The organism is Tenacibaculum xiamenense, from assembly GCF_964513065.1.
In the GTDB taxonomy this organism is placed as follows: Bacteria; Bacteroidota; Bacteroidia; order Flavobacteriales; family Flavobacteriaceae; genus Polaribacter; species Polaribacter xiamenense.
The window spans coordinates 106,538-128,347 of record NZ_CAZEQU010000016.1 but is presented as its reverse complement, the minus strand read 5'-3'; the positions used below and the strand labels follow the sequence as shown (position 1 = coordinate 128,347).

Annotated in this window: 21 protein-coding genes, 1 tRNA gene and 1 pseudogene; 19 read left to right on the top strand and 4 right to left on the bottom strand. The window is 30.9% G+C overall.

Features of this window, described 5'->3' with window-relative positions; translation table 11 throughout:
* The first annotated feature begins 193 nt into the window (after window positions 1-193).
* Window positions 194-697 carry a GTP-binding protein gene (locus ACKTTV_RS07370; protein WP_408030182.1) on the top strand — a complete coding sequence of 168 codons (504 nt, stop codon included), beginning with the start codon at window positions 194-196 and terminating at the stop codon, window positions 695-697.
* Between the two features lie 4 nt (window positions 698-701).
* On the opposite strand, the gene era is transcribed toward ACKTTV_RS07370, so the two are convergent.
* On the bottom strand, window positions 702-1,583 hold the full coding sequence (gene era / locus ACKTTV_RS07365; RefSeq protein ID WP_408030181.1) for a GTPase Era: 882 nt from the start codon (window positions 1,581-1,583) through the stop codon (window positions 702-704).
* A gap of 139 nt (window positions 1,584-1,722) precedes the next feature.
* On the opposite strand from era, the gene ACKTTV_RS07360 reads away from it, so the two are divergent.
* Window positions 1,723-1,795, top strand: a tRNA-Met gene (locus ACKTTV_RS07360).
* A gap of 79 nt (window positions 1,796-1,874) precedes the next feature.
* Here ACKTTV_RS07360 and ACKTTV_RS07355 read toward each other — a convergent pair.
* Window positions 1,875-4,385 (bottom strand): WD40 repeat domain-containing protein, encoded by a 2,511-nt coding sequence (locus ACKTTV_RS07355; protein ID WP_408030180.1) that lies wholly within the window; start codon window positions 4,383-4,385, stop codon window positions 1,875-1,877.
* Window positions 4,386-4,388: 3 nt separating this feature from the next.
* Window positions 4,389-5,969, bottom strand: a complete 1,581-nt coding sequence (locus ACKTTV_RS07350) for an AAA family ATPase (RefSeq protein WP_408030179.1) — start codon at window positions 5,967-5,969, stop codon at window positions 4,389-4,391.
* 259 nt (window positions 5,970-6,228) lie between these two features.
* Between ACKTTV_RS07350 and ACKTTV_RS07345 the strand changes: the two genes are divergently transcribed.
* The 11 genes from ACKTTV_RS07345 (at window position 6,229) to ACKTTV_RS07295 (ending at window position 15,694) form a co-directional block, all read left to right on the top strand.
* Window positions 6,229-6,579: a hypothetical protein gene (locus tag ACKTTV_RS07345; RefSeq protein WP_408030178.1), complete on the top strand. Its 351-nt coding sequence runs from the start codon at window positions 6,229-6,231 to the stop codon at window positions 6,577-6,579.
* 6 nt (window positions 6,580-6,585) lie between these two features.
* Window positions 6,586-7,578, top strand: a complete 993-nt coding sequence (locus ACKTTV_RS07340) for a hypothetical protein (protein WP_408030177.1) — start codon at window positions 6,586-6,588, stop codon at window positions 7,576-7,578.
* An 18-nt stretch (window positions 7,579-7,596) separates the two neighbouring features.
* Window positions 7,597-8,337: a hypothetical protein gene (locus ACKTTV_RS07335; protein ID WP_408030176.1), complete on the top strand. Its 741-nt coding sequence runs from the start codon at window positions 7,597-7,599 to the stop codon at window positions 8,335-8,337.
* Between the two features lies 1 nt (window position 8,338).
* Window positions 8,339-8,620 carry a hypothetical protein gene (locus ACKTTV_RS07330; protein WP_408030175.1) on the top strand — a complete coding sequence of 94 codons (282 nt, stop codon included), beginning with the start codon at window positions 8,339-8,341 and terminating at the stop codon, window positions 8,618-8,620.
* Window positions 8,621-8,622: 2 nt separating this feature from the next.
* Entirely contained in the window at window positions 8,623-9,015 is a 393-nt protein-coding gene (locus ACKTTV_RS07325) for a hypothetical protein (protein ID WP_408030174.1), read from the top strand.
* A gap of 164 nt (window positions 9,016-9,179) precedes the next feature.
* The gene (locus ACKTTV_RS07320; RefSeq protein WP_408030173.1) at window positions 9,180-9,722 is read left to right on the top strand and encodes a hypothetical protein; all 543 of its coding nucleotides are present in this window, start codon (window positions 9,180-9,182) and stop codon (window positions 9,720-9,722) included.
* A 1-nt stretch (window position 9,723) separates the two neighbouring features.
* A complete protein-coding gene (locus tag ACKTTV_RS07315; protein WP_408030172.1) occupies window positions 9,724-10,548 on the top strand; it encodes a relaxase/mobilization nuclease domain-containing protein in 825 nt (274 codons plus the stop codon).
* Window positions 10,549-10,571: 23 nt separating this feature from the next.
* The gene (locus ACKTTV_RS07310; RefSeq protein WP_408030171.1) at window positions 10,572-11,927 is read left to right on the top strand and encodes a type IV secretory system conjugative DNA transfer family protein; all 1,356 of its coding nucleotides are present in this window, start codon (window positions 10,572-10,574) and stop codon (window positions 11,925-11,927) included.
* Window positions 11,928-12,352: 425 nt separating this feature from the next.
* Window positions 12,353-13,999, top strand: coding sequence for a hypothetical protein (locus tag ACKTTV_RS07305; RefSeq protein ID WP_408030170.1), 1,647 nt, complete (start codon window positions 12,353-12,355; stop codon window positions 13,997-13,999).
* 229 nt (window positions 14,000-14,228) lie between these two features.
* Window positions 14,229-14,693, top strand: coding sequence for a JAB domain-containing protein (locus ACKTTV_RS07300; protein WP_408030169.1), 465 nt, complete (start codon window positions 14,229-14,231; stop codon window positions 14,691-14,693).
* Between the two features lie 113 nt (window positions 14,694-14,806).
* The gene (locus ACKTTV_RS07295) at window positions 14,807-15,694 is read left to right on the top strand and encodes a tyrosine-type recombinase/integrase (protein ID WP_408030168.1); all 888 of its coding nucleotides are present in this window, start codon (window positions 14,807-14,809) and stop codon (window positions 15,692-15,694) included.
* Here the strand turns inward: ACKTTV_RS07295 and ACKTTV_RS07290 are convergent.
* Window positions 15,660-16,583, bottom strand: a complete 924-nt coding sequence (locus ACKTTV_RS07290) for a tyrosine-type recombinase/integrase (protein ID WP_408030167.1) — start codon at window positions 16,581-16,583, stop codon at window positions 15,660-15,662. The two genes, ACKTTV_RS07295 and ACKTTV_RS07290, sit on opposite strands and share 35 nt — an antisense overlap.
* Window positions 16,584-17,050: 467 nt before the next feature.
* On the opposite strand from ACKTTV_RS07290, the gene ACKTTV_RS07285 reads away from it, so the two are divergent.
* The 6 genes and pseudogenes from ACKTTV_RS07285 (at window position 17,051) to ACKTTV_RS07260 (ending at window position 21,809) form a co-directional block, all read left to right on the top strand.
* On the top strand, window positions 17,051-17,410 hold the full coding sequence (locus ACKTTV_RS07285; protein ID WP_408030166.1) for a DUF7222 domain-containing protein: 360 nt from the start codon (window positions 17,051-17,053) through the stop codon (window positions 17,408-17,410).
* 329 nt (window positions 17,411-17,739) lie between these two features.
* Window positions 17,740-18,168 (top strand): hypothetical protein, encoded by a 429-nt coding sequence (locus ACKTTV_RS07280; RefSeq protein ID WP_408030165.1) that lies wholly within the window; start codon window positions 17,740-17,742, stop codon window positions 18,166-18,168.
* A gap of 390 nt (window positions 18,169-18,558) precedes the next feature.
* Window positions 18,559-20,418 carry a tetratricopeptide repeat protein gene (locus tag ACKTTV_RS07275; RefSeq protein WP_408030164.1) on the top strand — a complete coding sequence of 620 codons (1,860 nt, stop codon included), beginning with the start codon at window positions 18,559-18,561 and terminating at the stop codon, window positions 20,416-20,418.
* A gap of 162 nt (window positions 20,419-20,580) precedes the next feature.
* Window positions 20,581-20,883, top strand: coding sequence for a DUF2958 domain-containing protein (locus ACKTTV_RS07270; RefSeq protein WP_408030163.1), 303 nt, complete (start codon window positions 20,581-20,583; stop codon window positions 20,881-20,883).
* A gap of 67 nt (window positions 20,884-20,950) precedes the next feature.
* Window positions 20,951-21,406 (top strand): annotated as a pseudogene (tnpA, locus tag ACKTTV_RS07265) (IS200/IS605 family transposase).
* A gap of 154 nt (window positions 21,407-21,560) precedes the next feature.
* Window positions 21,561-21,809: a hypothetical protein gene (locus tag ACKTTV_RS07260; RefSeq protein ID WP_408030162.1), complete on the top strand. Its 249-nt coding sequence runs from the start codon at window positions 21,561-21,563 to the stop codon at window positions 21,807-21,809.
* The last annotated feature ends 1 nt before the right edge of the window (window position 21,810 follow it).

The window sequence follows — 21,810 nt, the reverse complement described above, 5'->3', positions numbered from 1 at the left end:
TAAGTGAATTTAAGGTTAGTTAATTCGAAATTTTTAGTTATGCTTAAAGGTCGTATGTACCGCAGTTTGTTACCAAAGCTTTTCTTTTTGGTTAAACTTTTATTATTGAAAGATTGAAAATGAAAAGTGGAATTTTATTAAGATGCTAATAATTTTTTTAAATTGTAAATCTGAACTAATCAACGACGAAACTATGGATGACAAGCTGTACAATCAAATTTTTTTAAAGCCACGATTTCAAATGGACTTTGAAATGAATGCGAATAACTTATTAAACAAGTTGAAAGATTATATTCGTACAGAAGAACGTTATAAAATGAAAGTTGTTGATCAACATATTGTAATTGATATTCCTGAAAAAGATAATCATTATTGGTCGCCACAATTACAAATAGAAGTTGAAGAGCTAACAGAAAATACTAGTAAACTTAAAGGTTTGTTTGGTCCAAAACCTCAAGTTTGGACCCTTTTCATGTTTATTCATTTTGCAGTGGCAACCGCTTTTTTAATTTTTGCAATTATAGCCTATAGTAACTGGTCATTAAATAAGAGCTATTTTTTTCCTGTTGTGATGTTAATTGCCTTACCGATTTTATGGATACTATTGTATTTCATAGGGAGTATTGGAAAATCAACTGGTGAAAAGCAAATGAATGAACTTAAAAGTTTTATGAAACAGGTTTTAAAGCAATTATAAAATTTTAGTCTTTATAACCAAAGCGTTTTAATTGTCGATCATTAGATCTCCAATTCTTATTCACTTTTACATATAAATCAAGAAAAACCTTTTTATCAAAAAAGTGTTGTAGATCTTTTCTAGCATCTGTTCCAACTCTTTTGATAGCACTACCTTTATGTCCGATAATAATACCCTTTTGAGTATCACGCTCTACCATAATCACAGATCTTATCTTTATAATATTATCTTCCTCTACAAAGCTTTCGGTTTCAACTTCAACAGAGTAAGGAATTTCTTTTTTGTATTGCTGCAATATTTTTTCTCGGATAGTTTCGTTAACGAAAAAACGTTCTGGTTTGTCCGTTAGCTGATCTTTGGGGTAAAAAGGTGGAGCTTCTGGTAGCAGCTCAATTATTTTATAGAAAACAGTTTCAACATTGAATTTTTCTAAAGCAGAAATAATGTATACAAATGAATTGGGAACTTTTTTCTTCCAGTAATCAATTTTTGTTTGAACTTCTTCTTGAGTCGATTTATCAATTTTATTTAATAATAAGATGATAGGAATTTTACTATTCACAATTCTTCTAAAGAAGTCTTCATTTTTTAGTTCTTTTTCTCCAACTTCAACCATGTAAATTAACACATCGGCATCTTCAAAAGCAGATTTTACAAAATCCATCATTGATTCTTGTAGCTCATATGCTGGCTTAATAATTCCAGGAGTATCTGAAAAAACGATTTGGTAATCTTCTCCATTAACAATTCCTAGAATACGATGTCTTGTAGTTTGCGCCTTTGATGTTATGATTGAAAGTTTTTCACCTACCAAGGCATTCATTAAGGTTGATTTTCCAACATTAGGGTTTCCTATAATGTTTACAAATCCTGCTTTGTGTGTCATAGGGCAAAGATACGCGCTTTTTAAAGAAGAAAACGTTTTTTTAATGCGTTGTTATTGTTTAGTTTATCTTTTTTTTAGATAAAATCGTGTATTTAATTTGGGCGAAACAGAGAAAAGTGCCTATATTTGCAGAACAAATCGCGGGATAGAGCAGTAGGCAGCTCGTCGGGCTCATAACCCGAAGGTCACAGGTTCGAGTCCTGTTCCCGCTACTAGTAATAACAAGGCTTCACAGAAATGTGGAGTCTTTTTTAGTTTTACAGGTACAACATAGGTACAACAAATTAAAATTTAAAGGTTTTGAATCTTCAAAAAATGAAGTTGCCCGTTATATTCTCCAATGATGATGGTTTTTTCATCTTCACTAAGTTCAATTGCAGTTATCATTCTTTGATCTCCTAGATTAAACACTGTAATTACTTGACCTAATAAAGTATTCCAGAGGATAATTTCACCTTGATAGGATACTGATACAAATTTAGAACCATCACTAAATATTTTTAATGTTTTAATTTGTCCAGTATGTTTGAGGTATTTTTGTTCAATCTTATTTAGATATATATTCCATAGTAGCATTTCAGATTTATAGGATAAGAGAATAAAGGAGTCCTGGTTAAGTGATATAAACTCAATATTGGTAATATAACCAAGGAGTTTAAATTTCGAAATAATGTTTTTTTGTTTTATATCCCAAACAATAACGGTGTCATTATTATCAGCAGTAGCAAATAATGTAACATCACTAGATATATTTGATGCAGTTATTTTTTTTTGATGTGCCCGTAATGTTTTAATTTTTTCTTTTGTTTCAATATCCCATATATGAATTTTGTTATGGTAAGTCACTATTAACTCCGAATCATTTTTTATATACAAATGACATCCGTATTTAATTTTTTTTCGGTTTGTATATTTGATAGTTTCTTCATGTTTCAATGTATTTAGGTTCCAAAAGCAAATCGTTCCATCCCAACTCATTGAGACAAGTATGTTTTTTAGCTGTGAAACTTTGATTCCATAAATAAATTGAGTGTGCTTTTTGAATATGGTTTCTATACGTTTTAAACTTAAGTTATAAATATAAATTTCATCATTTTCTAATTCTAAATCAGTCGAAGTATAAGCGATATATGTATGATTATTTCTAGAGAAAAATACAATATCATGTATTCCGTTTTCAGCTTCATTAATAGTTGTTGATATTATTCTTTTACCATGGTAAGTTATCTCTTTTAGCGTTTTATCATAACTTCCAGAATATACTAGATTGCCATTTCTTTTTATACAATTAATAGATGTGTTATGATTCAAAGAACTAGCTTGTTTCTGATGCTGTATATTCCAAAAGCTCACACTACTTTTTTCAGTAGAAATAAGAATATCAGCGTTTAAAAATCGAAATTTATTATTTGTGGCAGTGCTTAGAATTTCAGCAGTAACCTCGCCAGTATTTAGATTCCATAATTCTACTTTATTAATAGCATCATCTACAATGGCGTATCGGCTGTTACTAAGTAGTTCCGCTTTTATATATTCTTCTGTAGGCTGTTCTTTGTAGTACTTTTGTGCTTTAAAATCATACCATTTTACAATACCAATACTATAGAAGATTAGAATCGTGTTGATGTTAATTAAAGGAAGTATGGTATTGATATAAGTATTATTATGCGTTTCTTCTAAAATGAATTGATTATGGATTTTATTTATGTGTTGATCTAGTACACAAAAACAACCATCAATATTCCATAAAAAAAAATGATTCGAGTTTTTAGGTATCAGAATCTCTCCATTGTAAAATATCCCTAATGCTAAATGTTTAGATTTAATAAAATGATCTTGTTGTTTTTGATAGTATGTTAGAAATCCTTTTCCTTGTTTAGTGTGTGTGGTAACAACTATTGTATAGGTATCTATAAACTCAAAATCATTTATCGTGTTATCACAAACAAGCACCTGTTTCTGAGAAAAATCTATTGTATTTCTTACAATAAGCTTATTTTTTTGGGTATCATCTACAATAGCCCAATAATTCTGTTTGTTATTAACTCTTATTTTATAGCCACCTTCAAATTGTTTTGCACTTCTTACGATTTGTTGTACTCTTTTGTTTTCTATTAGATTCCAAATAGAAATAAAATCATTATCTAATGTTTCTGTTAAAATTAATAGATGATTATTGGCTAGTTCTTTAATGTTTTTTGGAGTTGCTTTAGATGTTACTTGAAATTCATTAACAATAGCAAAGTCTTCTACATCTATGGTTTTTACATATCCTTTTTCAAAAGCTAGATATAAAAGATTCTGATGTTTTGATACCTCAAAATCACAAATATCTAAATTACCTATTTTTATTGTTCGCTCTATAGTCCCTTGTTGCGAGTCCAAATTAGGTTGCATAGATCTTAACCAAACATTTGTATGCAGAGCAATAATCGTTTCTTTAAGTTTAGCAATATGTGGAGATTTTGTTTCATCCAAGTATCCATATAGTAATGCTGCTAATTGTGAAGGATCATTTTTAAGAATATGACTGATCGCTTTAAACTTTTTGAAAATATAGTTAAGAAGTTTTTCAAGCGGTGTGTTTTTAGGAATGACAGCCAATGAATTTTCAAAATCTTTGAGTAATGCTTCGATTCCTAAGTATTCGATTTTTAACTTCAAATACCTGTAGTTGATTAAAAATGCTCCAACTTTTGAATATGCTTTTTGTTGTAGCTGTTTTTCAACTAAATATTTCAGTGTTTCTTTTTGGTCTTTCACAGAAAGATTGGAAAGGCGTGTGTAAATCTCTTGTTTCACAGATTAATCTTCAAATTCCCAGTCTACTATAATATCTCCCGTCTCATCTTTATCGAAGTCATCAAAGGCTTTTCCCTCCATATGTTTGACGATAACTTTTTTAGCAGTCTCAATATCAAATTCTACAGCTTTAACTAATTCTTGATTATGTAAAAAGTCTAAAAAACTTTTATGATATATGTAGTACTTTGTAGTATTCTCATCATCTATCATTGTATTTAAAAATTGTTTCCAATTATTGATGACTTCAGCAATCTGAAATGACTTTAAGGTTTCGATTTCACTTTTCACACAGTTAGTAAGATATTCTTTATCTATAGGATGTTCATAAGCAGCTAACACATAGATGGTTTTCAGTTTAATCTCTTTCTCTATTTCAGAAACACCTTCCATCATTCTTTCCCAGTGGTCTCTATAATAATTCTGTAAGCCTTTTGGAAACTCACTAATTTCTTTTTGTTGATACCCACCGCCGATAATTTCTCGAATTACATGATTGAGGTACATGAAGTTTCCTTCACTTTTTTCTTCTAGTATATTTATAAAATCTTCTTCGCTTATACTATGATGCTGTAGATAGTTGATAATTTCTTTTTTCTGAGAAGCATTTCTCAAGTACTGTCGTATGTCTTGCATATTTTCAGTACTATCATGTGAAAGATGGTCTATATAAAAATCATTCTCTTTATTTGGAAGTCGAATCTGATTTTCAATATCACGCATGGTTAGCAGAAAGAAGATACCTTCAGGAAGTTGTGAGGGTAAGTAAAGAATATTACTTCTTCTAAAATATTCGAGATTTTTAAGTTCGTCAATACCATCTACTACAATAACGATTTTTCTTTTTATCGTTTCTGTAATCAACATTAATAATTCTATTAGCATGTCTCCATCAAAATGATTGGAAGCTATAAAATCATCAACGTGTAAATTGTAGCGATCATTAAGTTGATTGCACAGTTCATGTATAAAATAAGATGCTGTATTACTACCATTATTTTGATAGTTTATACGATGTATGATTGCATCATTATCATAGGCATATTTAAGCGCTAATGAGGTTTTACCAAGTCCAGGGTTTCCAATAAGATAATAGTACCCTTGTGTGTGATTATTTATAAAGTTGTTTATACGATTAAATACAAAGTTTCTACCTACAAAGTCTTTAGGAATTTGCCGCTGTAAGCGTTCCTTTTTTGAAACAAATGTATTGTACTTTATAAGTATGGCTAATGCTTTAACAGAGTCGATACTTAGACCATCATTTGTTCCGTCTAAGAATTTTGTAATTCGTTGAAAACGACTACGAAACTTGTGGATAATAGCTTGATTAAGATCCTTGTAGTTTTTTAATTCAAAATAATATGTTAGATGGTTTTTTGCAGAAAGCGATAATTCTCGACCTATAATTCTATTAAACGCTTTTCTAATATCATCTTGAGAGGCAGGTTCATTATCTGTTTGAATATAACCTTTATTTCCTTCCAAATAAAAATTTTTGACCTTTTTTCTGTATTGATTTTCATCCATATAAGCACTTATTGGTTTTGTTAAAACGGGGGTATTTGCATTTATCTGCATCATAGATGCATTTTTTGCATTGAACCTAAAATAAACAAAAAAGCTGATACATCTTTGAATTTGAATTCGAAAAGGACATGATTTCATGATCGAATATGAATCTGCTCTTAGTTGCAAATAAGGGTGTAAAATCAGAAAAGAAATATGACAAGATAACAAGAAGTTTTTCCAAAATTCTCAAAGAAGGGAATCAAAACATAAAATTAACAACAAAATCTCTGGAGTAAAAGTAGCTTCAGAGATTTTTTAAAAAAATAAAAATATGCGATTTTTTACAAATTTCAAATATTGGCTTCGTCCTAAAAAAGATCGAGAAGTCTATGACATACTAGATACAGAGCTTTCAGCATGTGTACGAAAAGCAAAGTCCTTAGAAAATGGTTATAGAATTACGGTTGGTATTTCAAAGTTACGTTTGGGAACCTTCGATATCACTAAAAATATAGAAGTATTAAACGCTGCTTGTTGTGATTTAGAAGAAAAAACAGCTAAGAAGTTAGCAGATTACAATCTAGCAGTAGATAAGTTTTTAAAAGTGGATGAAGATTATCACAACCTTATCAAAATGGATACATCAACATCTCAAAAGAAAGAATGTCAAAACAAAAAATAAAAGATCATGAATAATAGATTTCATAAAAAGAGTGTCGCTGAAGATGTACGACTATATGCAGCGATTTTAAAATGGATAGATTGGCTTACAGATGAATATATTAATCCCTTGTTAGGGATTTTAAAAACCAAAGAATTTGAAAAATTTAAAAAGTTTGAAAAGCCAAAACGAGAAAAATTCCAAAAGAACGGACTTTTTCATGCGAATGTTATAGATGCTGTTTTCTTATTATTAGCAGTGATATGTGCTTTGTTTACAGAGGTATTGTTGTCTCAGATTATTTTTGAGAAAGTTATAGGTATTTCGCCTGAAAAAGCAAAATACATGAGTTGGGGTACTACGGCTATACTGTTTACAGGATCAATGCTTATAAAGCCTATGGTAAAAGATTTCTTATGCAAGAAACCAATTGTACCAAGATTTTTCAGAATAGGAATGTTCACCAGCTGTTGTGTTATGTTTATTATGGGGGGATTGAGTTTTTATAACATTGAAAAGAAGAACTACCGAAAGGATATAGTAATACTTAGCCAGAGAATAGAGGAGATAAAAGAAGAATCAGATGGTAATCGAGAAGAATTGGTCGCTTTAGAGAAGAAGATGAAAACCAAAATGGAGAAATTAGATACTACACCTGAATATATTTTGGGTAGCTCTTTTCTAGCATTGTCTTTACTTAGTTTGGTTATGCTTTTCTGTTCGTCATTTCTTAAAGCCGTAACAGTTTTATATGTTCAGGTTTTATGGCTGAAATTCAGTAGTGATTATTATTTTATGCGTATTGAAAAACAGCATGCCTCTTATACTAGTCTTGTATCTAGATTAGAGAATGCTTACGGACTCAGAGCTCCATATTTGAGATTAGTAGGTAGAAAAGCAGTTATAGAATCACTCCAAGCCGCAAATCCTGTTACGAGTGAGTATTTAAAGGCGATTAATACACCATCAGATACACCTCCAAGAAGTTTAAGTAGTCATCATCAAACATTCACACCTTAATTTTTAAAAACGTACAACATGAAAAATGTATTCATTATTCTATTTTTTGTATTGGTAGATACAACAATAGTACGAGCACAAAACACGGTTATGATCTTCGAAGATAAAAGTGTAAGTGTATCATCAGAAGAACATCCAGAACAGAATAGATACAAGAAAAAGCTGATAGAAAAGGCTTGTTCGGGAGCATTGGCAGAAGTAACGGTTTGTTTTTTAAGCGAGCAAACAGCTTCTGCAACAGCAAGAAAAAAGTTCGTATATAAACAACCTTCCTTTAATAGAAGTTACTACTCAGCGGATGAACTGTCCATGCAGCAACAGCTTTTTAAAGGGAAACTGAGACGGTCGAGAAAGCGTTTTGCTAAAAAGGTAATCACATTTATGGATTCTTATCAATCTTCAGCAAGATGGACAGAGATTTTAGCAGCAATAGTTCCAATATCAAGAAACTCGAACCCTAAGAAGCAGATTTTCTTTTTTACCGATGGAATAGAATCTTCAGAATTTAGGCAGATAGACAAACGACCTTTAATCTCGGACAAAGATGCGAAATATGCCGCTTTGATAGATGTAAAAAATCTTCGTAAAAAATACCAGTTACCTCAAAAGTTGTCTGGTGTAGCTAAAATAGAGTTTGTGTTTCCGTTAGATATGGGAATAGGAGAAAACAAACGTACTTCTCAGGCATTTTTGGAAACTTATTGGCGATCTGTTTTTGCTTCGTTTGGAGTAAAAAACGTAGTGTTTAAATCATTGTAGTATGAAAACCGATAACTTAATTATGATAAGCGAAGAGAATTTCTTTGCGTTACTAGAAAAAGTGATTTCATACTTTGAGACACGAGAAGGCAGGGAAAATGAAGAGATTTGGATCGACACAGAAGCGGCAAAGAAGATGTTATCTATAAAATCTGACACTACACTTTTTAAGTTACGCTCAGAAGGAAAGATTGAATTTTCTCAACCAAGTAGGAAGATTATTTTGTATAAGAAAGCTTCTATTATTAAGTATTTAGAAGAAAATAGTTATAAGCCGTATTAGCTATGGGGAAATCAGAAATAACATCGAGTATCAAAAAGCTTCTTTTAGAAAAGTTGGCTTTAAGAAAAGCAAAAACTGTTCGTCGTATTAAGTCATTTCAGCTTGGTTATCGTTGGGGGTTAGTCAATGCTTACGATAAGCAAATGTTAGGAAATTTAATAGAAGAAATTCTCAAGCATGCAAACGACCCAATTATGGTTAAATCTTTTTTAGAAGGTGAACGTCATGCTCGACATGAGAAACCATTAGTAAAAAAAAGTTTGGAACATGAAGAAACGCACAGAAAAAAAGAGGCAGAAAGGATTGAGCAAGAAAAATTAGAGAAAGAGTTGTCTGAGCTTCAAAAAAATCGAGAAGCGAAACAACAACAAAAAGATCAATCTAAAAGCCGTTAGCAAATAGGAAAGGTAGTGAAATCTTACTCCCTTTTTTAAAGAAAATTTATAGAACTATTACCCACTATCTAGAATATAAATATTGCTAGATATGGCATCGCCTATTCTAATTTTTAAGGAATTGGAAATACATGGTATAAGAGTAATCACTTGATTTTTTACACATGAATTTTGACGAATATTTATTACAAATTGGTAAGAGTAGTTGTACACCAGAAAAGCGTATGGAGCTATACAATGCTTGGCGTAGAACCAAACTCAGAAATAACCAAATAGAAAGACGAAAGCATCAAAAAAGAGTTGAACTAAAATTTTCTTTAGAGGATTTTGATAGGTTCAAATCAGATGCAGAAAAATTAAAAACAAGCGTAACCGCTGTACTACAAAATGTAATTACTAAAGGTTATCAAGATCAGGTTCACATGATGGTTTCTCACGAAGTGCTAGAAGCCATACATCTTAAACTATCAGAAATAGCGACAAGTATCAATCAGATACAATTTCATATTGATAATAGAACTAATAATCAGGTTTATTTAGAAGATATAAAAAAGTTAGAAGAACAGTTTTATAAACTAGAAAATCTATATCTGAGTTTTAGTACACCTGTTTCACTTGAACAATTTTTTCGAGAAGAACAACAGAAGAACAATCGTTTCATCGAGTATGTTCAGAGGATACTAGATATAATTAAAAACGAATTATAAGATGTTTATTAAAGAATTAAAAACATCGAATCAGAAGTTTTCTAGACTTATTAATTATTTTCTAGAATCGTATCAGAAAGGAGATCCACAATTGTTTCGAAATACAGGTTTTGCTACTAAACCAAGAGAGCTAACAAAGGTGTTTACGGAGAATTCGAAATTTAAGCATTCGAGAAGTAAGAATCTAAGGCATTGTATTATGAGTTTTACACCCGAAGATAGCGAAAAGTTAGAAGCGAATTCAGGGATTTTATATGATTTGGCAGGTGAATATTTAAGACTTAGAGGGTATGATAAGGCAATGGTGTATGGGGTGCTTCATCGCCCAGATAAGACCAAAAAGAAAAATGAATCCATTAAACACTATCATTGGCATTTTTTAATAAGCGTCAATGAGTATCGAAGTAAAAAAAGTACACGGAATTCTAGAAAGGATTATGAAGCTCAGCAAGTAGCTTTGGAAGAATATCAGTACGAAAAATATCCACATTTACAATCTTTGGTATATACCGATCCAGAACGTACTAAAACTCCGAAAACAAAACGAACTCATAAAGAAGATAACAAGCATTTTATTACTAAAATCTATACTCAAATAGCAGATGAATCAATTAGTTTTTCTGATTTCTGTGAGAGAATAGAAAAGCATGCTGAACTGACTTTGTATACAACAAAGAAAGGGATTGTGAACGGATGTTGGTATAAAGGAAATAAGTATCGTTTTAGAACTTTTTTAGGAGTAGAACGCTATGATATTTTACAAGAATTAGAACAGTTGAAAAAGCTAAGGAAAGAAAAAGAGCAGGAGCGAGGAAAAGCTCGCTAATTATTCATTTTAACAACAATTTTATGTCATTATATAACACATTATTTAATTCAAATAGGAAGCATCAAAAGCTTTATGGGAGCGTTTCTTACATGAAAAATAAAGATTTACGAAAGCTTTTCCATAGAAAACCACAAGGTATTTCTTTAGATGGGATTAAGCATTTAAAGCCTGAATTTAGTAAACTTTCAACATTGGTAATCGCTCAACCAGGATCAGGAAAATCAACCTTAATTAAATCCACAATTTTACAGAAAACAGCTAAATATCCACATTCTTTTTGGGTTATTGATCCGGCATCAGATATTTATCGAGATACTCACAGATGGATTGAATCTCAGTCTATGGATTCGGTGGTCATTAATCTAGATTCAGCTTCAGAATCTGTGAAAATTAACATACTGGAATTTGCTGCAAAAACAACAAATGGTATAGAAGATTTAGCAAGTTTGTTCATGCAAATTCAGTATGAGAAATCTTCAGGAGGAGATCCTTTCTGGAAGGACTCCGCAGAGAATATGTTAGTGGTTTTAATGCGCTGTGTAACTGCTGAAAATCAAAAGGAACTGCCTCGTACATTAAATACGGTATATACACTTTTGAATTGGTTTGGTTCGGCTGAAGAAAAATTAGATCGTTTTGTGATTACTCATCTTAAAAATGACGAGAAAACAAAAGAAGAGTACAAAGCTATGGTAGCCAATAGTAGTGAGAATAGTAAAATGTTACTCAGTGTTGTGAGTACTGCAAAATCAGCTTTAGCAAAGATTGTTAATAATACTACATTGAACGAGATTGTAAGTAGTACAAGCTATGATATTACTTCACTGAGGAAGAAAGCGCAAGGAATTTATATTCAGGTGAGAGAGGATCGCTTGGGGAATTCTGGAGTAAAAGCAATGCTTTCAATTTTAAATAAAATGTTGTTAGGTCAATGTATGGAGCTTCCAAAAAAAGGAGAAGAGCAATTAGATGTACATGCCTATATAGATGAAGCTGGTACTTTCTATTTGCAAAACCTTGATTCTTATATAGTTGTGATGCGTAAGCGAGCAGTTTCTATTATGTTGATTTTTCAAGACTTACATCAACTGGATATGTATGGCAGCTCTCAAAAAAAGGTGATAGCAAGTACTTGTATGAATAAAATCATATTTGGATCTGTCTCCTACGAAACTGCTTCTTGGGCATCTAAATTAGTAGGAAATGATACTAAAGAAGTTTTTGAACGCCCAGTGGGAGTTCCGTTGATTAGTGCGCAAGAATTAAGGGATTTACCAGTGAATTCTTTTTTGTATTTGCATAAGAACAAGGCAAAAATCATGACGATGAGACCTTGGTATAAACAAAGAAAATTAGTGAAAAGATCAAGATTATAAACCTTAAAAAAACAAAGTCATGTTACATCAGATTTTAACATTTATCATCAATTTTTTTATTTACACAATTATATTTTGTTTTTGGATAGCACTAATATGTGCTGCATTTAAAATAAAACCGAATTTAGGATGGTTTACATTTATCTCTCAAAAGATTATTAAACCATTTTTAATCAAAATATGGCAAGTATTACTATATTTTTCTAAAGTGTTTTTAAAATGGTTTGTTTTTATGTTAGAGCATTTTTGGTATTTTCTAATAGAAACTTTACGAAAACTGTTTGAGTTAATTCAAGACCCGAAATCTTAATAAGTAAGCTACTGGTATATTCGGTAGCTTTTTTATGAGAATATTTTGTTTAACTGTATGTGGTTGTTTTTTTAATTTGTTATCTTCGAGTTGATTAACCAAAAAAATAATTAATATGAATAAAATTACCTGCTCATTATTTTTTCTTTTATTACCTGCCTTAATTTTTTGTCAAAATATAGATGATTCCTATATAAATAATACTTCAGGTCAATTTTTAAAAACTGATTTTAAGAATGGGTTTCCTAAAAAAATCAATTCTATAGATGTTATGCCAATTGGATTTTCATTAGCAAGGTTGCCAAATTATATTAAAAATGTAGAAGAAAAAAGCTATATAAAATCAGGAGAAGGAATATCTATGTTAACCATTACAGGTAAGGATATTGGGAGATTAGTTTTTTACACAACTATTTTTGATGAAAAAGATTCGATTTTATTAAAAAATAATAGAATTGATATTGAAAGAAAAGGAGAAGTAACTATAAACTATTATAAAAATGGAGCAATATATAAAACCAAAAAATTAGATTTTTCAGAAGATTTTTATAGGCAATATCATGAATACACTAGAGTTACTGGAGTGAATAAGATTGAAATATTATTTAGGACAAAAGATAATAATATAGGTTATATTGTAGAGAAACTAAAGGTAGCTTTATTGAATAATAATGGTAGAAAACATTATGACGATATTGAAAAAGAAGGAATAGTTTTGAGATCAATCAATAAAGACATAAAAGAACAATTACCTTTATTAAAAAAAATATATAAAGAAAAAATTTCCTTATTAGAGAATAAATATAAGTCATTAAATACGATAGTCACTGTTGGAAGTTTTGAAAAAATGATTCAAATACAATCAGATAATTTGAACCCTTTTAAAATGAAAACTTTTAAAGATTATTACGATAATGAATTATTGCCAAAGGCAAGTAGTGCAGATAAAGCAAATTTAAAAGAAATTCAAAAAGAGTTATCTTCTGGTAATATATTTAATGTAGCGTCTAATTTGGATAATCTTTTTACTGGAGGTAAGTTGTCATCTTTAATAAACTTAGTTGGAGGGATTTTTAATAATGGTTTTTTTAAAAAAAAGAAAAATGGAAAGCGAAACTATATGAAGATTAAAGATAATTTTTATTACACAGATGACAAACTAACAGATAAAGATATAGATTTTGAGATAGTTTCAAATTCTGTTAAAAATGAAATTTTAAGCTTAACAAGAAAGAACAAAACTTATAAAGATTTTGTCACGCTAACATTAAATAGTTATGTGAAAGATAAAAAAAAGTTGATAGAGATAGATGAATTACGTAGCCAATGTACAGTTTTAATAAAAGATACAAACTCAGCTATTGAAGAAATTTATAGACTATTAAAAATAGAAAATAAAGTAGGAGAAAATTTTTCAACAATTGTAGATGATATAAATGATAGTAGTGCTTTCAAGGAAGAAAAATATACTCTAAATGGCTATTTTATTTTTAAACAATCTTCTTTCGATGTAATGAAAAAAATAGATGTTATTTTGGAGTCTAGTTCTAATGTTTTATCTAAAATAAAAGGAAATTATAAAGTATTGTACAATGATTACCCAAAAATAAGAATTAAAGAAATAGATAAAGAAGAATTTAAATTACTAAATCAAAGTTTGATTAATGAATGGAAACTTAAACAAATGGAAATAATAAATCGATATAAGGATGGAGATGATAATTTAAAATCTATTTCGAAGATTTTATCCGATTTTACCTAGAGAATTATATGTTTTTCTAGAAGAGTTGCCTTTGAGTTATGGAGTTTTCTATAACTCTTTTTTTAGTTAAATGGTTTAAATTTCTTTCAATGCTTATTTAAGAAAACCCTTTGTCAAAGCTAATCGTTACGGAAAACCACATGGATTTTCTCTGTAATTCCTCCATGTTATATTTCCGTTTTTACGATTGCTGTAATGCCAAAGAATTATTCATCAAAATAACGGCATTATGAAACATCATACTACAACAGAATTTTTTAACATCGGAGAAATAGAGCTATCGTATAAAAAGCAAATAGAAACTCCTTTTCAAAAAATTACTAGCTCTCAGTCAGCTAATGAATGTATCCGTAAAGTATTTCCTATAAATCAGATAAATTACCGAGAACACATGTGCGCTTTGTATTTAAACAATGATAATAAAGTTCTTGGTTATCAGTTACTAAGTATTGGAGGAATTACGGCTACTTTGCTGGATGTCCGTATACTTATTCAAGGAGCGTTACTTACGAATTCAGTAGCTTTGATTTTATTCCACAACCACCCTTCTGGTAAGCTAAATCCTTCCAAAGCTGATGTTGAACTTACCAAAAAGGTTTCAAGTTCATTAGGATTGCTTGATTTAAAATTACTCGATCACCTTATTATCACGGAAACCAATTATTATAGCTTTGCAGATGAAGGCATGGTGTAGAAATATCTTACAAAGAAATAAATACCTAGAAAGCAATTGCTTTCTAGGTATTTTCTTTTGGTGGTTTTGATAATCAAAGATATAAGAGAAACCTAGTTCATTATTTAAAATAGATGCTATTAGAAAACTGTTTTACTCGTTTTAAGCGATATGCTCTATATGAGAAAGAAATTACACCAAAATGTACCAAAGAAATCATTAGTGCTACAAGGAAGTTGTTTGCTCATATAGCAACTCAAGAATTAAGAGCAATAACAACAACAGATGTAAGAGACTATCTCTATTTAAAGAAAGAAGAGAGACTTTGGTCGGCGAGAACATTTAGAAATCAACGGCAATATTTGAAGACGTTTTTTGATTATTGTTTGGAAAACCAATTCATCAAAGAAAATCCAGTTTCTAAGATTAATAAACCTAAGTTACCGAAAACACTTCCTCGTTTTTTAACCAAAAATCAACTTCAAAAAATTATACTTCATACTGAAATTTATCCTTGGCGTTATGAAAAGGAAAAAGTTCGAAATAGAGCTCTTATTTATACATTCATACATACAGGAATGCGGTTGAATGAACTTTTAAACCTAAAGATAGAAGATATAAATATGCAGGAAAAGGAAATAGTTGTGAAAAAAGGAAAGGGGAGGAAGGAACGTATTATTCCTATACACAATATTTTGTTTTCAGTGTTGCAATCTTATCTGATTCAGCGTAAGAAAAGTAGTTATCGATCAGAATATTTTTTTGAAAGTTTGCGAGTACCCACTAAAATGACCGCTAAAACAATTCATACAATATGTAGAAAGATTAGTAAGAAATCGGGAGAGTACTTTACACCTCATAATTTAAGACATGCATTTGCAAGGAGTTTGGTGAATGAGGGGGTAGGGTTGTATTTAGTAAAAGAGCTTTTAGGGCATACTAGTATTTCTACTACTGAAATTTATTTAAGTGTAAGTAAAGAATCTCTTAGAAAATCATTTTGTCATGTTGCATTACTGTAAAACTTAAGGGGTGCTTATGAATTTGTTGGTTTAAATGATTGGTAGAGAGAGATAAGTAAATAGTAGTGGTTTTAATATCACTATGCCCCATCATGTTAGATAAGGTGAATAAATCGCAATGTCCTTGTAGCATCAGAGTAGCAAAAGTATGACGCAAAAGATGCGGATATACTCTAAATCCCATGTCCTTTTGAAGTCTTGTAAAAAGACGTTTTAATACAGATTGACTCATTTTTTGATCATATTTAAGAGAAGTAAAAAAGTAAATGGAGCTCTTTTCTTTAATTTCTCTTTGATGAATATATTCTTTGAGAATTTCTTTTAATCTTGGATTTATGGGAATAATACGATCTTTTCCACCTTTACCGTGCACTACCTTTAAAGAAGATTCAAGAAAATGAATATCTGATATTTTTAAATTGAGAAGTTCTGCTTGTCTAATACCAGTAAAAAGAAATGTAGCAATAATAGCTCTCGCTCGGATTCGTTCAAATTTGTACCGAAACTTCGCTACATAAGTCCATTCAATAAGTTTAATAGCATCATCTTTAGGAATATAGTTTGGCAGACGTTTCGGAGCTTTAGGCTTAGGAATATTTTCTACTGGATTTTCGGAAATATACTGTTGATCCAGACAAAACTTAAAAAAGTTGTTGAGGGCTTGCAAACAGTTTTTAATGGTTTTGGCACTCCAATGATTATTGATTTTTTTTTCGGTGATGTATCGTTCTACAAGTGCTCTGTTTACTTGGTTTGGGTTGTGAATATTTGTATGATTAGCAAAGGCTTTAAATACATAAAATTCCTTTTTTAAGGTTTGCTTAGAAAGCCCCTTAAAGGTAAAGGAATAATCTTGATATTGTTGGTGTATAAGAAGGATAGAATTCATGATTTTAGTGGTACTCGGGTTTTACCCGATGGGTATTAAGCCAATTTTTCACTAAACTAAAATCCTCTTATGCCTTTCTACGAAAGGTGATTGGTTGCGGAGGCAGGATTTGAACCTGCGACCTTCGGGTTATGAGAACGCCCCCGAAACCATTAATGTTAATTTTTGGCTTGTTTAAGCGATAATTGGATGCTTTGAGGTAATTGACGTTTCTTTTCACGACGCACCTCGGGCACAGTCTCATTCTATCCCGATTTATTGAGTTTGTCAAATCGATTTTATAGAAATCTTTTATTAGTCTTACACTTTTTTCATTCTTCATAACAAAGAATCGGTACATACATTCCCAAGCTATCTCTTTCAGCTTTTTAAAAGATCAAATGTTTGCCTCTTTTCAAGAGTGTCCTTTTGACTTTTAAGCTTTCTAGATGTGTCGCTGGATGTATTTAACCTTAATTCTTTTTATTATGAATGCATCAAAATCAATTCGAAAACAATTACAAGAGATAGCAGATAGTTCAAATACTATTAAAGCTTTTGTAGCTCAAGAAGCACTCAATTACACCTCTGATAATGTTATCAGCTTCTTTCAAGATCTAGCACAACATGGTTGTATTTGTGGGATGGTTCCATCACTTGTATATTATGCAGATACCGAAGCATTTTTTGATAATTATTATGAAGAAATCTTAGATATTAAATCTGAATTTGAAGAAGCTACAGGAACACCGCTAAAAATTCCACATCAGGTTAAAAATTACCTTTCTTGGTTTGCTTTTGAGCAAGTAGCGTATCAGCTAACAATTGAATTAGGACTTGAAATATAGTCCTTGCATTTTTATAGAGAGCACTTTTAAAGTACATCCTTTTTGCCATTCCTCATTTTCCGTGTTGCCATAATTCAAAATTCAATAAAACATAGATAGCGTTTAAAAACTGTTATCAGCGGATACAAACCCATGCAAGATAAGTTGCTTCGTCCAACGCTTCTACAAGACCAAGCCTTTCAGGTTGTCGAACATTTTTCTCTGAAAAATAACCGCCCAAGCCTTGTCTATTCCAAGGCTCGCAACTGCTATAAGCATTGTGTTTGATACCGCTTTGATATAACAGGTATCACCACAAAAATTTATGTTTAATTTAAAATTTTAGAATTATGGCAACAGCAATTGCAAAACAAAACGGAACAGCAAAAAAAGAAACTACAACTACTAAAAAAGCTGTTCAAGAAAAACTAGCTAAAGAAGCTACAGGACAAAAAACAAGTCCTGTAGTTAAAGAGCAGCCAAAACCCGTTCAGCCAATTGTAAAACCGATTATCAATTTAGATGACCGAATGCAAAAGTTTGAGCAATTAAAAGGTTTAGCACACCAACGAGAACGATTATCCACCACACTTACCGAGTTAAATCGTTTTAAGTACAATCAGTCAGATTCTGCGAGCTTTTATATGAAAGATAGCCAAGGATTAGAGTTTAAAACTACCAATACTAACCTAATTCAGTTGGTTACTAATCATTTAAAAAACACATTAGAGAATCGTAAATCTGAAATTGAGAAGCAATTAATAGCTTTTGAGTTATAATTGTAAAAAATCTCAATTTCAAGAACCTCGTTTCTCTTTTGAAATGAGGTTTCTCTTTTTTATCGGTAGAGAGTATACTAAAATCTTTATATTTGAGGTTGAATTTTTAAAAGACAAATTATAAGAAAGTAATTTTTAACATACATATAAGCGTTTAAAACGTGTACTATTTCTCTAGCTAAAATCGGCAAAATTTAAGAAGAAGGAATTAGTCTGCGAAGTACACCTATTTGGGTGTGTTCCGATATTCTATTTCAGTTCTTCGAGGCGTTTGCCGATGCCCAGCTAGCTGACTTGGTGAGGTTCACGCCTTTTTTATGCTTCAATTTTTTATTTATCTATTAGCTAATCTGCTTTTCTAGAACCTCAAAAAGCAACAATTTTTTAAATATGAAAAAATATACAATTGTATTATTGTTGTTATGTTTCTTTTCGGTAGCAACAAATGGACAAAAAAGAAAGAGGCTTGAATTCGATAAAAAAGAAGTCAGAGAACTTGAAAAAAGGGCTCTTGTAAATGATGTCACAGCCTATCTAAGCCTTGCTTTTCATTATAAGAACAAGGGATTTAACAATGGTGAAACCCATATTTTTCAAGAGAATTTGAAGAAGGCAGAAAAGTATTTAGAGAAAGCAATACACTATTCTAAACATGCTTATAGTGTAAGTTTTGAGAGACAAAGATATCCGAAAAAGAAAAGAGTTGACAGAAGAACACTTAAAAAGAGATACAGTCGGGCACTTCATGATTTAGGCTTTTTATATAAGCAACTAAAAAAATACACGCTTGCCAAAAAATATTTCGATGAAAGTTCAGAACTTAACTATACTGGTGCTCATTTAAGTTTAGGAGATATGTACTTGTATGGTTATGGGGTGAAAAAGAGTCCTGATATGGCACTTTATTATTATAAAAGAGCCTATAAACAGGCTGAGAAAAGAAGAAAAATGAGACCAGCATCTCGTATTGGGAAAATCTATTTTGAAAAGTTGAAGGACTATAAAAACGCCATAATATGGTATGAAAAAGCCATAGAAAATGGAGGGAAAAGCCCAACTTTGTTTGAAAATATAGAAAAATCTAAATCTTTGATTCAAGAGGAGATAAATGCTGTTAACACGAATCCTATTCTTCAATCTAAAATAGCAGACTATCAAAAGATAAAAAGCAAGACTGAGAAGAGTCTAGCAGCTTTGGAGGAAGCTCTTATTCCTCTCCAAAAAATAAAAGATAGTTATTTCAATCTTATAAAGGAGAGAAAAGATATAATTGAAACAACAAAAAAACAGAATGCTTCTTTAAACAAAAGAAAAAGCGAATTTGAAACCCAAAAAGAATACGATAATCGTAAAAGTAAATACAAAGCTTTCGTAAAAAATAGTACGAATGAAATCGACGCGAAAATACAGGAGGTGCTCAAACCGTATCAATCTCAAGCTCGTAAAAATTATACTGCTGAAAAAGCATTAAAAGATGAGTTTTACACTCATGAAAGAAAAGTAAACGATCAAAAAAACATCTTAGCGAGAATTAAGAAAGGAGCTCCTGAAACTTTACTCTATAAAAATAATTCGATAGTATCTATGGATTATATGGCAGAAGATGAGAAATTTAAAGTTGTTATGGATGTATCATTTTTAGTCCCGAATAGGAGAAAGAAACTAGAAAAAACCTATTACGTAAAAGTACCAAGAGATAAGGCGCAAGGTTTTAAAAATAATACGAGTGATTTTAAATATTTCTACTACCTCGAAGATTTACAAGCGATTATTACACAAGATAACACGTATATTATTGAACCAATTCATACTTGGTATACAAAATTGAATTGTGATAAAGAAGATGAAAAAGCTGTTTTACTCGTAAATAACACACCTGACACAAGGGATATTAAAACCTATTTAGAAAAGTTAATCATTAATAAAGATTCTTTTCTAAAGGGGGCTAAGCGTTTACAAGAATCTTACCTAGATGATTATACAAAAGGAGTACGAGCAGAAATCTCAATAGTTTTTGATGAAAAAGGAAGCTACAAACATACAGTTATTGAATATAAAGTAGGAAATGGATTAGCGAGAATAAATAATGATAGAAGATATGGTGATAAGCAAGGAGGAGCAAAAGGAAGCTTTTTATACAGCATAGATGAGATCATGAAAAAAGAGAGTATTAGATTAGAACCAGCAAGAAAACAATGTGAGCCAAAATATTCTGCTTTTACTTTTGATTATACTATTACGAAAAAGTAGTAAAATCAGAAGCTTTGATTTGAGTTTCAGAAAAACTAAAAATAGAGCACAAAGCTTATCCTTTAATGACTTATAAGAGCAAGGATTTGCCTCTTACGAGTTCCTCTTTGCACTTATCGTCAACAGGATTTTAGCAGTGCTATAATTTTTAATTTTTTTCTTATGAAACTCTTAACAAAAGCATTGCTTAACCGTTTTCAAAAAGTTGGCTCTCAAGCCGAGTCAGATGATCCTATAATCATTGCGAAGTTTTTTAATCCAAGTGGTTCAGGTACTTGGTACGCTACAGAGTTTAATCCAAATGATGCTTGTTTTTTTGGCTATGTTACCGGACTAGGATATGATGAATGGGGTTATTTTTCACTCCATGAACTTAGTGCTGTCAAATGCCCTCCTTTTGGACTTCCTATTGAGCGAGATTTATACTTTGAAGAAGAGCGATTCTCAGAGGTAATAAAAGACTAAATTTTATTCCTTATAGGGTAAATACCCCGAGGCTTGCCTCGTACGAAAAAAAACGTAATCTTTGGGCGTGAGCCCAAGTATTCATCTTCATAAGAGTCATAATGTTTCAATGCTTCTATATCATTTAGTTTGTTCGACAAAATATAGACGTTTTGTTTTGAGTCCAAAAGTAGACTGCATTTTGAGGCAAACATGTCTAGCTATTCAAGATAGATATGAGATTCATTTTTTGGAAATAGGTAGTGATAAGGATCATGTTCATTTTTTACTACAAAGTGTTCCGACTTACAGTCCAACAAAAATAGCTAGAACGATAAAGAGTATAACAGCTAGAGAAATTTTTTCACGAGCACCAGGTGTTAAACGAGCTTTATAGGGCGGTTCATTTTGGGGCAGTGGATTTTATATTAATACAGTTGGACGTCACAGTAATGAGAAAATTATTACCGAGTATGTCAAAAATCAAGGGAAGGAAGAAGAGTATGAAGTTCTATATAAAGATATTCAATTGAAGTTGTTTTAATAATTTAATGCCTCGGGGCTTGCCCCGAGGATTATTTACTTATTAACAAAATTTCTAAAGCTCCTTCGGGAGCTTTTTTGATGTTTGAAATAAAAATTACAGCAATAGAAGTTTTGATGCTATACACATGGTAAATAATCAAAAATTATATTTTATGGATTTACATCAACGATTAGATCAGGCAAAAGAATTATTTGCTCAAGAGTTTCCTAGTTTTTTATCTTTTATCTTCACCGAAATAAGAACCTTACATAAAGCTTCTGAAATGGCATCAGTTCTGGGGGACGAACAAAATAGTAGGTTTTTAGAACAGCAGGCAAAGAAGTTGTCTAATAGCATAGATACTATTGTGAAGCATTATCTAACATCTTCTGTTAGTCTGTTTGATACTAAAGAGGCATAGT

Excerpts from the sequence above, each read along its gene's own strand:
- ACKTTV_RS07315 (WP_408030172.1), top strand. The coding sequence starts at position 9,724 with ATGTTTATTAAAGAATTAAAAACATCGAATCAGAAGTTTTCTAGACTT.
- ACKTTV_RS07260 (WP_408030162.1), top strand. The coding sequence starts at position 21,561 with ATGGATTTACATCAACGATTAGATCAGGCAAAAGAATTATTTGCTCAA.
- era (WP_408030181.1), bottom strand. The coding sequence starts at position 1,583 with ATGACACACAAAGCAGGATTTGTAAACATTATAGGAAACCCTAATGTT.
- ACKTTV_RS07305 (WP_408030170.1), top strand. The coding sequence starts at position 12,353 with ATGAATAAAATTACCTGCTCATTATTTTTTCTTTTATTACCTGCCTTA.
- ACKTTV_RS07325 (WP_408030174.1), top strand. The coding sequence starts at position 8,623 with ATGGGGAAATCAGAAATAACATCGAGTATCAAAAAGCTTCTTTTAGAA.
- ACKTTV_RS07320 (WP_408030173.1), top strand. The coding sequence starts at position 9,180 with ATGAATTTTGACGAATATTTATTACAAATTGGTAAGAGTAGTTGTACA.
- ACKTTV_RS07270 (WP_408030163.1), top strand. The coding sequence starts at position 20,581 with ATGAAACTCTTAACAAAAGCATTGCTTAACCGTTTTCAAAAAGTTGGC.
- ACKTTV_RS07370 (WP_408030182.1), top strand. The coding sequence starts at position 194 with ATGGATGACAAGCTGTACAATCAAATTTTTTTAAAGCCACGATTTCAA.
- ACKTTV_RS07330 (WP_408030175.1), top strand. The coding sequence starts at position 8,339 with ATGAAAACCGATAACTTAATTATGATAAGCGAAGAGAATTTCTTTGCG.
- ACKTTV_RS07295 (WP_408030168.1), top strand. The coding sequence starts at position 14,807 with ATGCTATTAGAAAACTGTTTTACTCGTTTTAAGCGATATGCTCTATAT.
- ACKTTV_RS07335 (WP_408030176.1), top strand. The coding sequence starts at position 7,597 with ATGAAAAATGTATTCATTATTCTATTTTTTGTATTGGTAGATACAACA.
- ACKTTV_RS07340 (WP_408030177.1), top strand. The coding sequence starts at position 6,586 with ATGAATAATAGATTTCATAAAAAGAGTGTCGCTGAAGATGTACGACTA.
- ACKTTV_RS07310 (WP_408030171.1), top strand. The coding sequence starts at position 10,572 with ATGTCATTATATAACACATTATTTAATTCAAATAGGAAGCATCAAAAG.
- ACKTTV_RS07345 (WP_408030178.1), top strand. The coding sequence starts at position 6,229 with ATGCGATTTTTTACAAATTTCAAATATTGGCTTCGTCCTAAAAAAGAT.
- ACKTTV_RS07350 (WP_408030179.1), bottom strand. The coding sequence starts at position 5,969 with ATGATGCAGATAAATGCAAATACCCCCGTTTTAACAAAACCAATAAGT.
- ACKTTV_RS07300 (WP_408030169.1), top strand. The coding sequence starts at position 14,229 with ATGAAACATCATACTACAACAGAATTTTTTAACATCGGAGAAATAGAG.
- ACKTTV_RS07275 (WP_408030164.1), top strand. The coding sequence starts at position 18,559 with ATGAAAAAATATACAATTGTATTATTGTTGTTATGTTTCTTTTCGGTA.
- ACKTTV_RS07285 (WP_408030166.1), top strand. The coding sequence starts at position 17,051 with ATGAATGCATCAAAATCAATTCGAAAACAATTACAAGAGATAGCAGAT.
- ACKTTV_RS07290 (WP_408030167.1), bottom strand. The coding sequence starts at position 16,583 with ATGAATTCTATCCTTCTTATACACCAACAATATCAAGATTATTCCTTT.
- ACKTTV_RS07280 (WP_408030165.1), top strand. The coding sequence starts at position 17,740 with ATGGCAACAGCAATTGCAAAACAAAACGGAACAGCAAAAAAAGAAACT.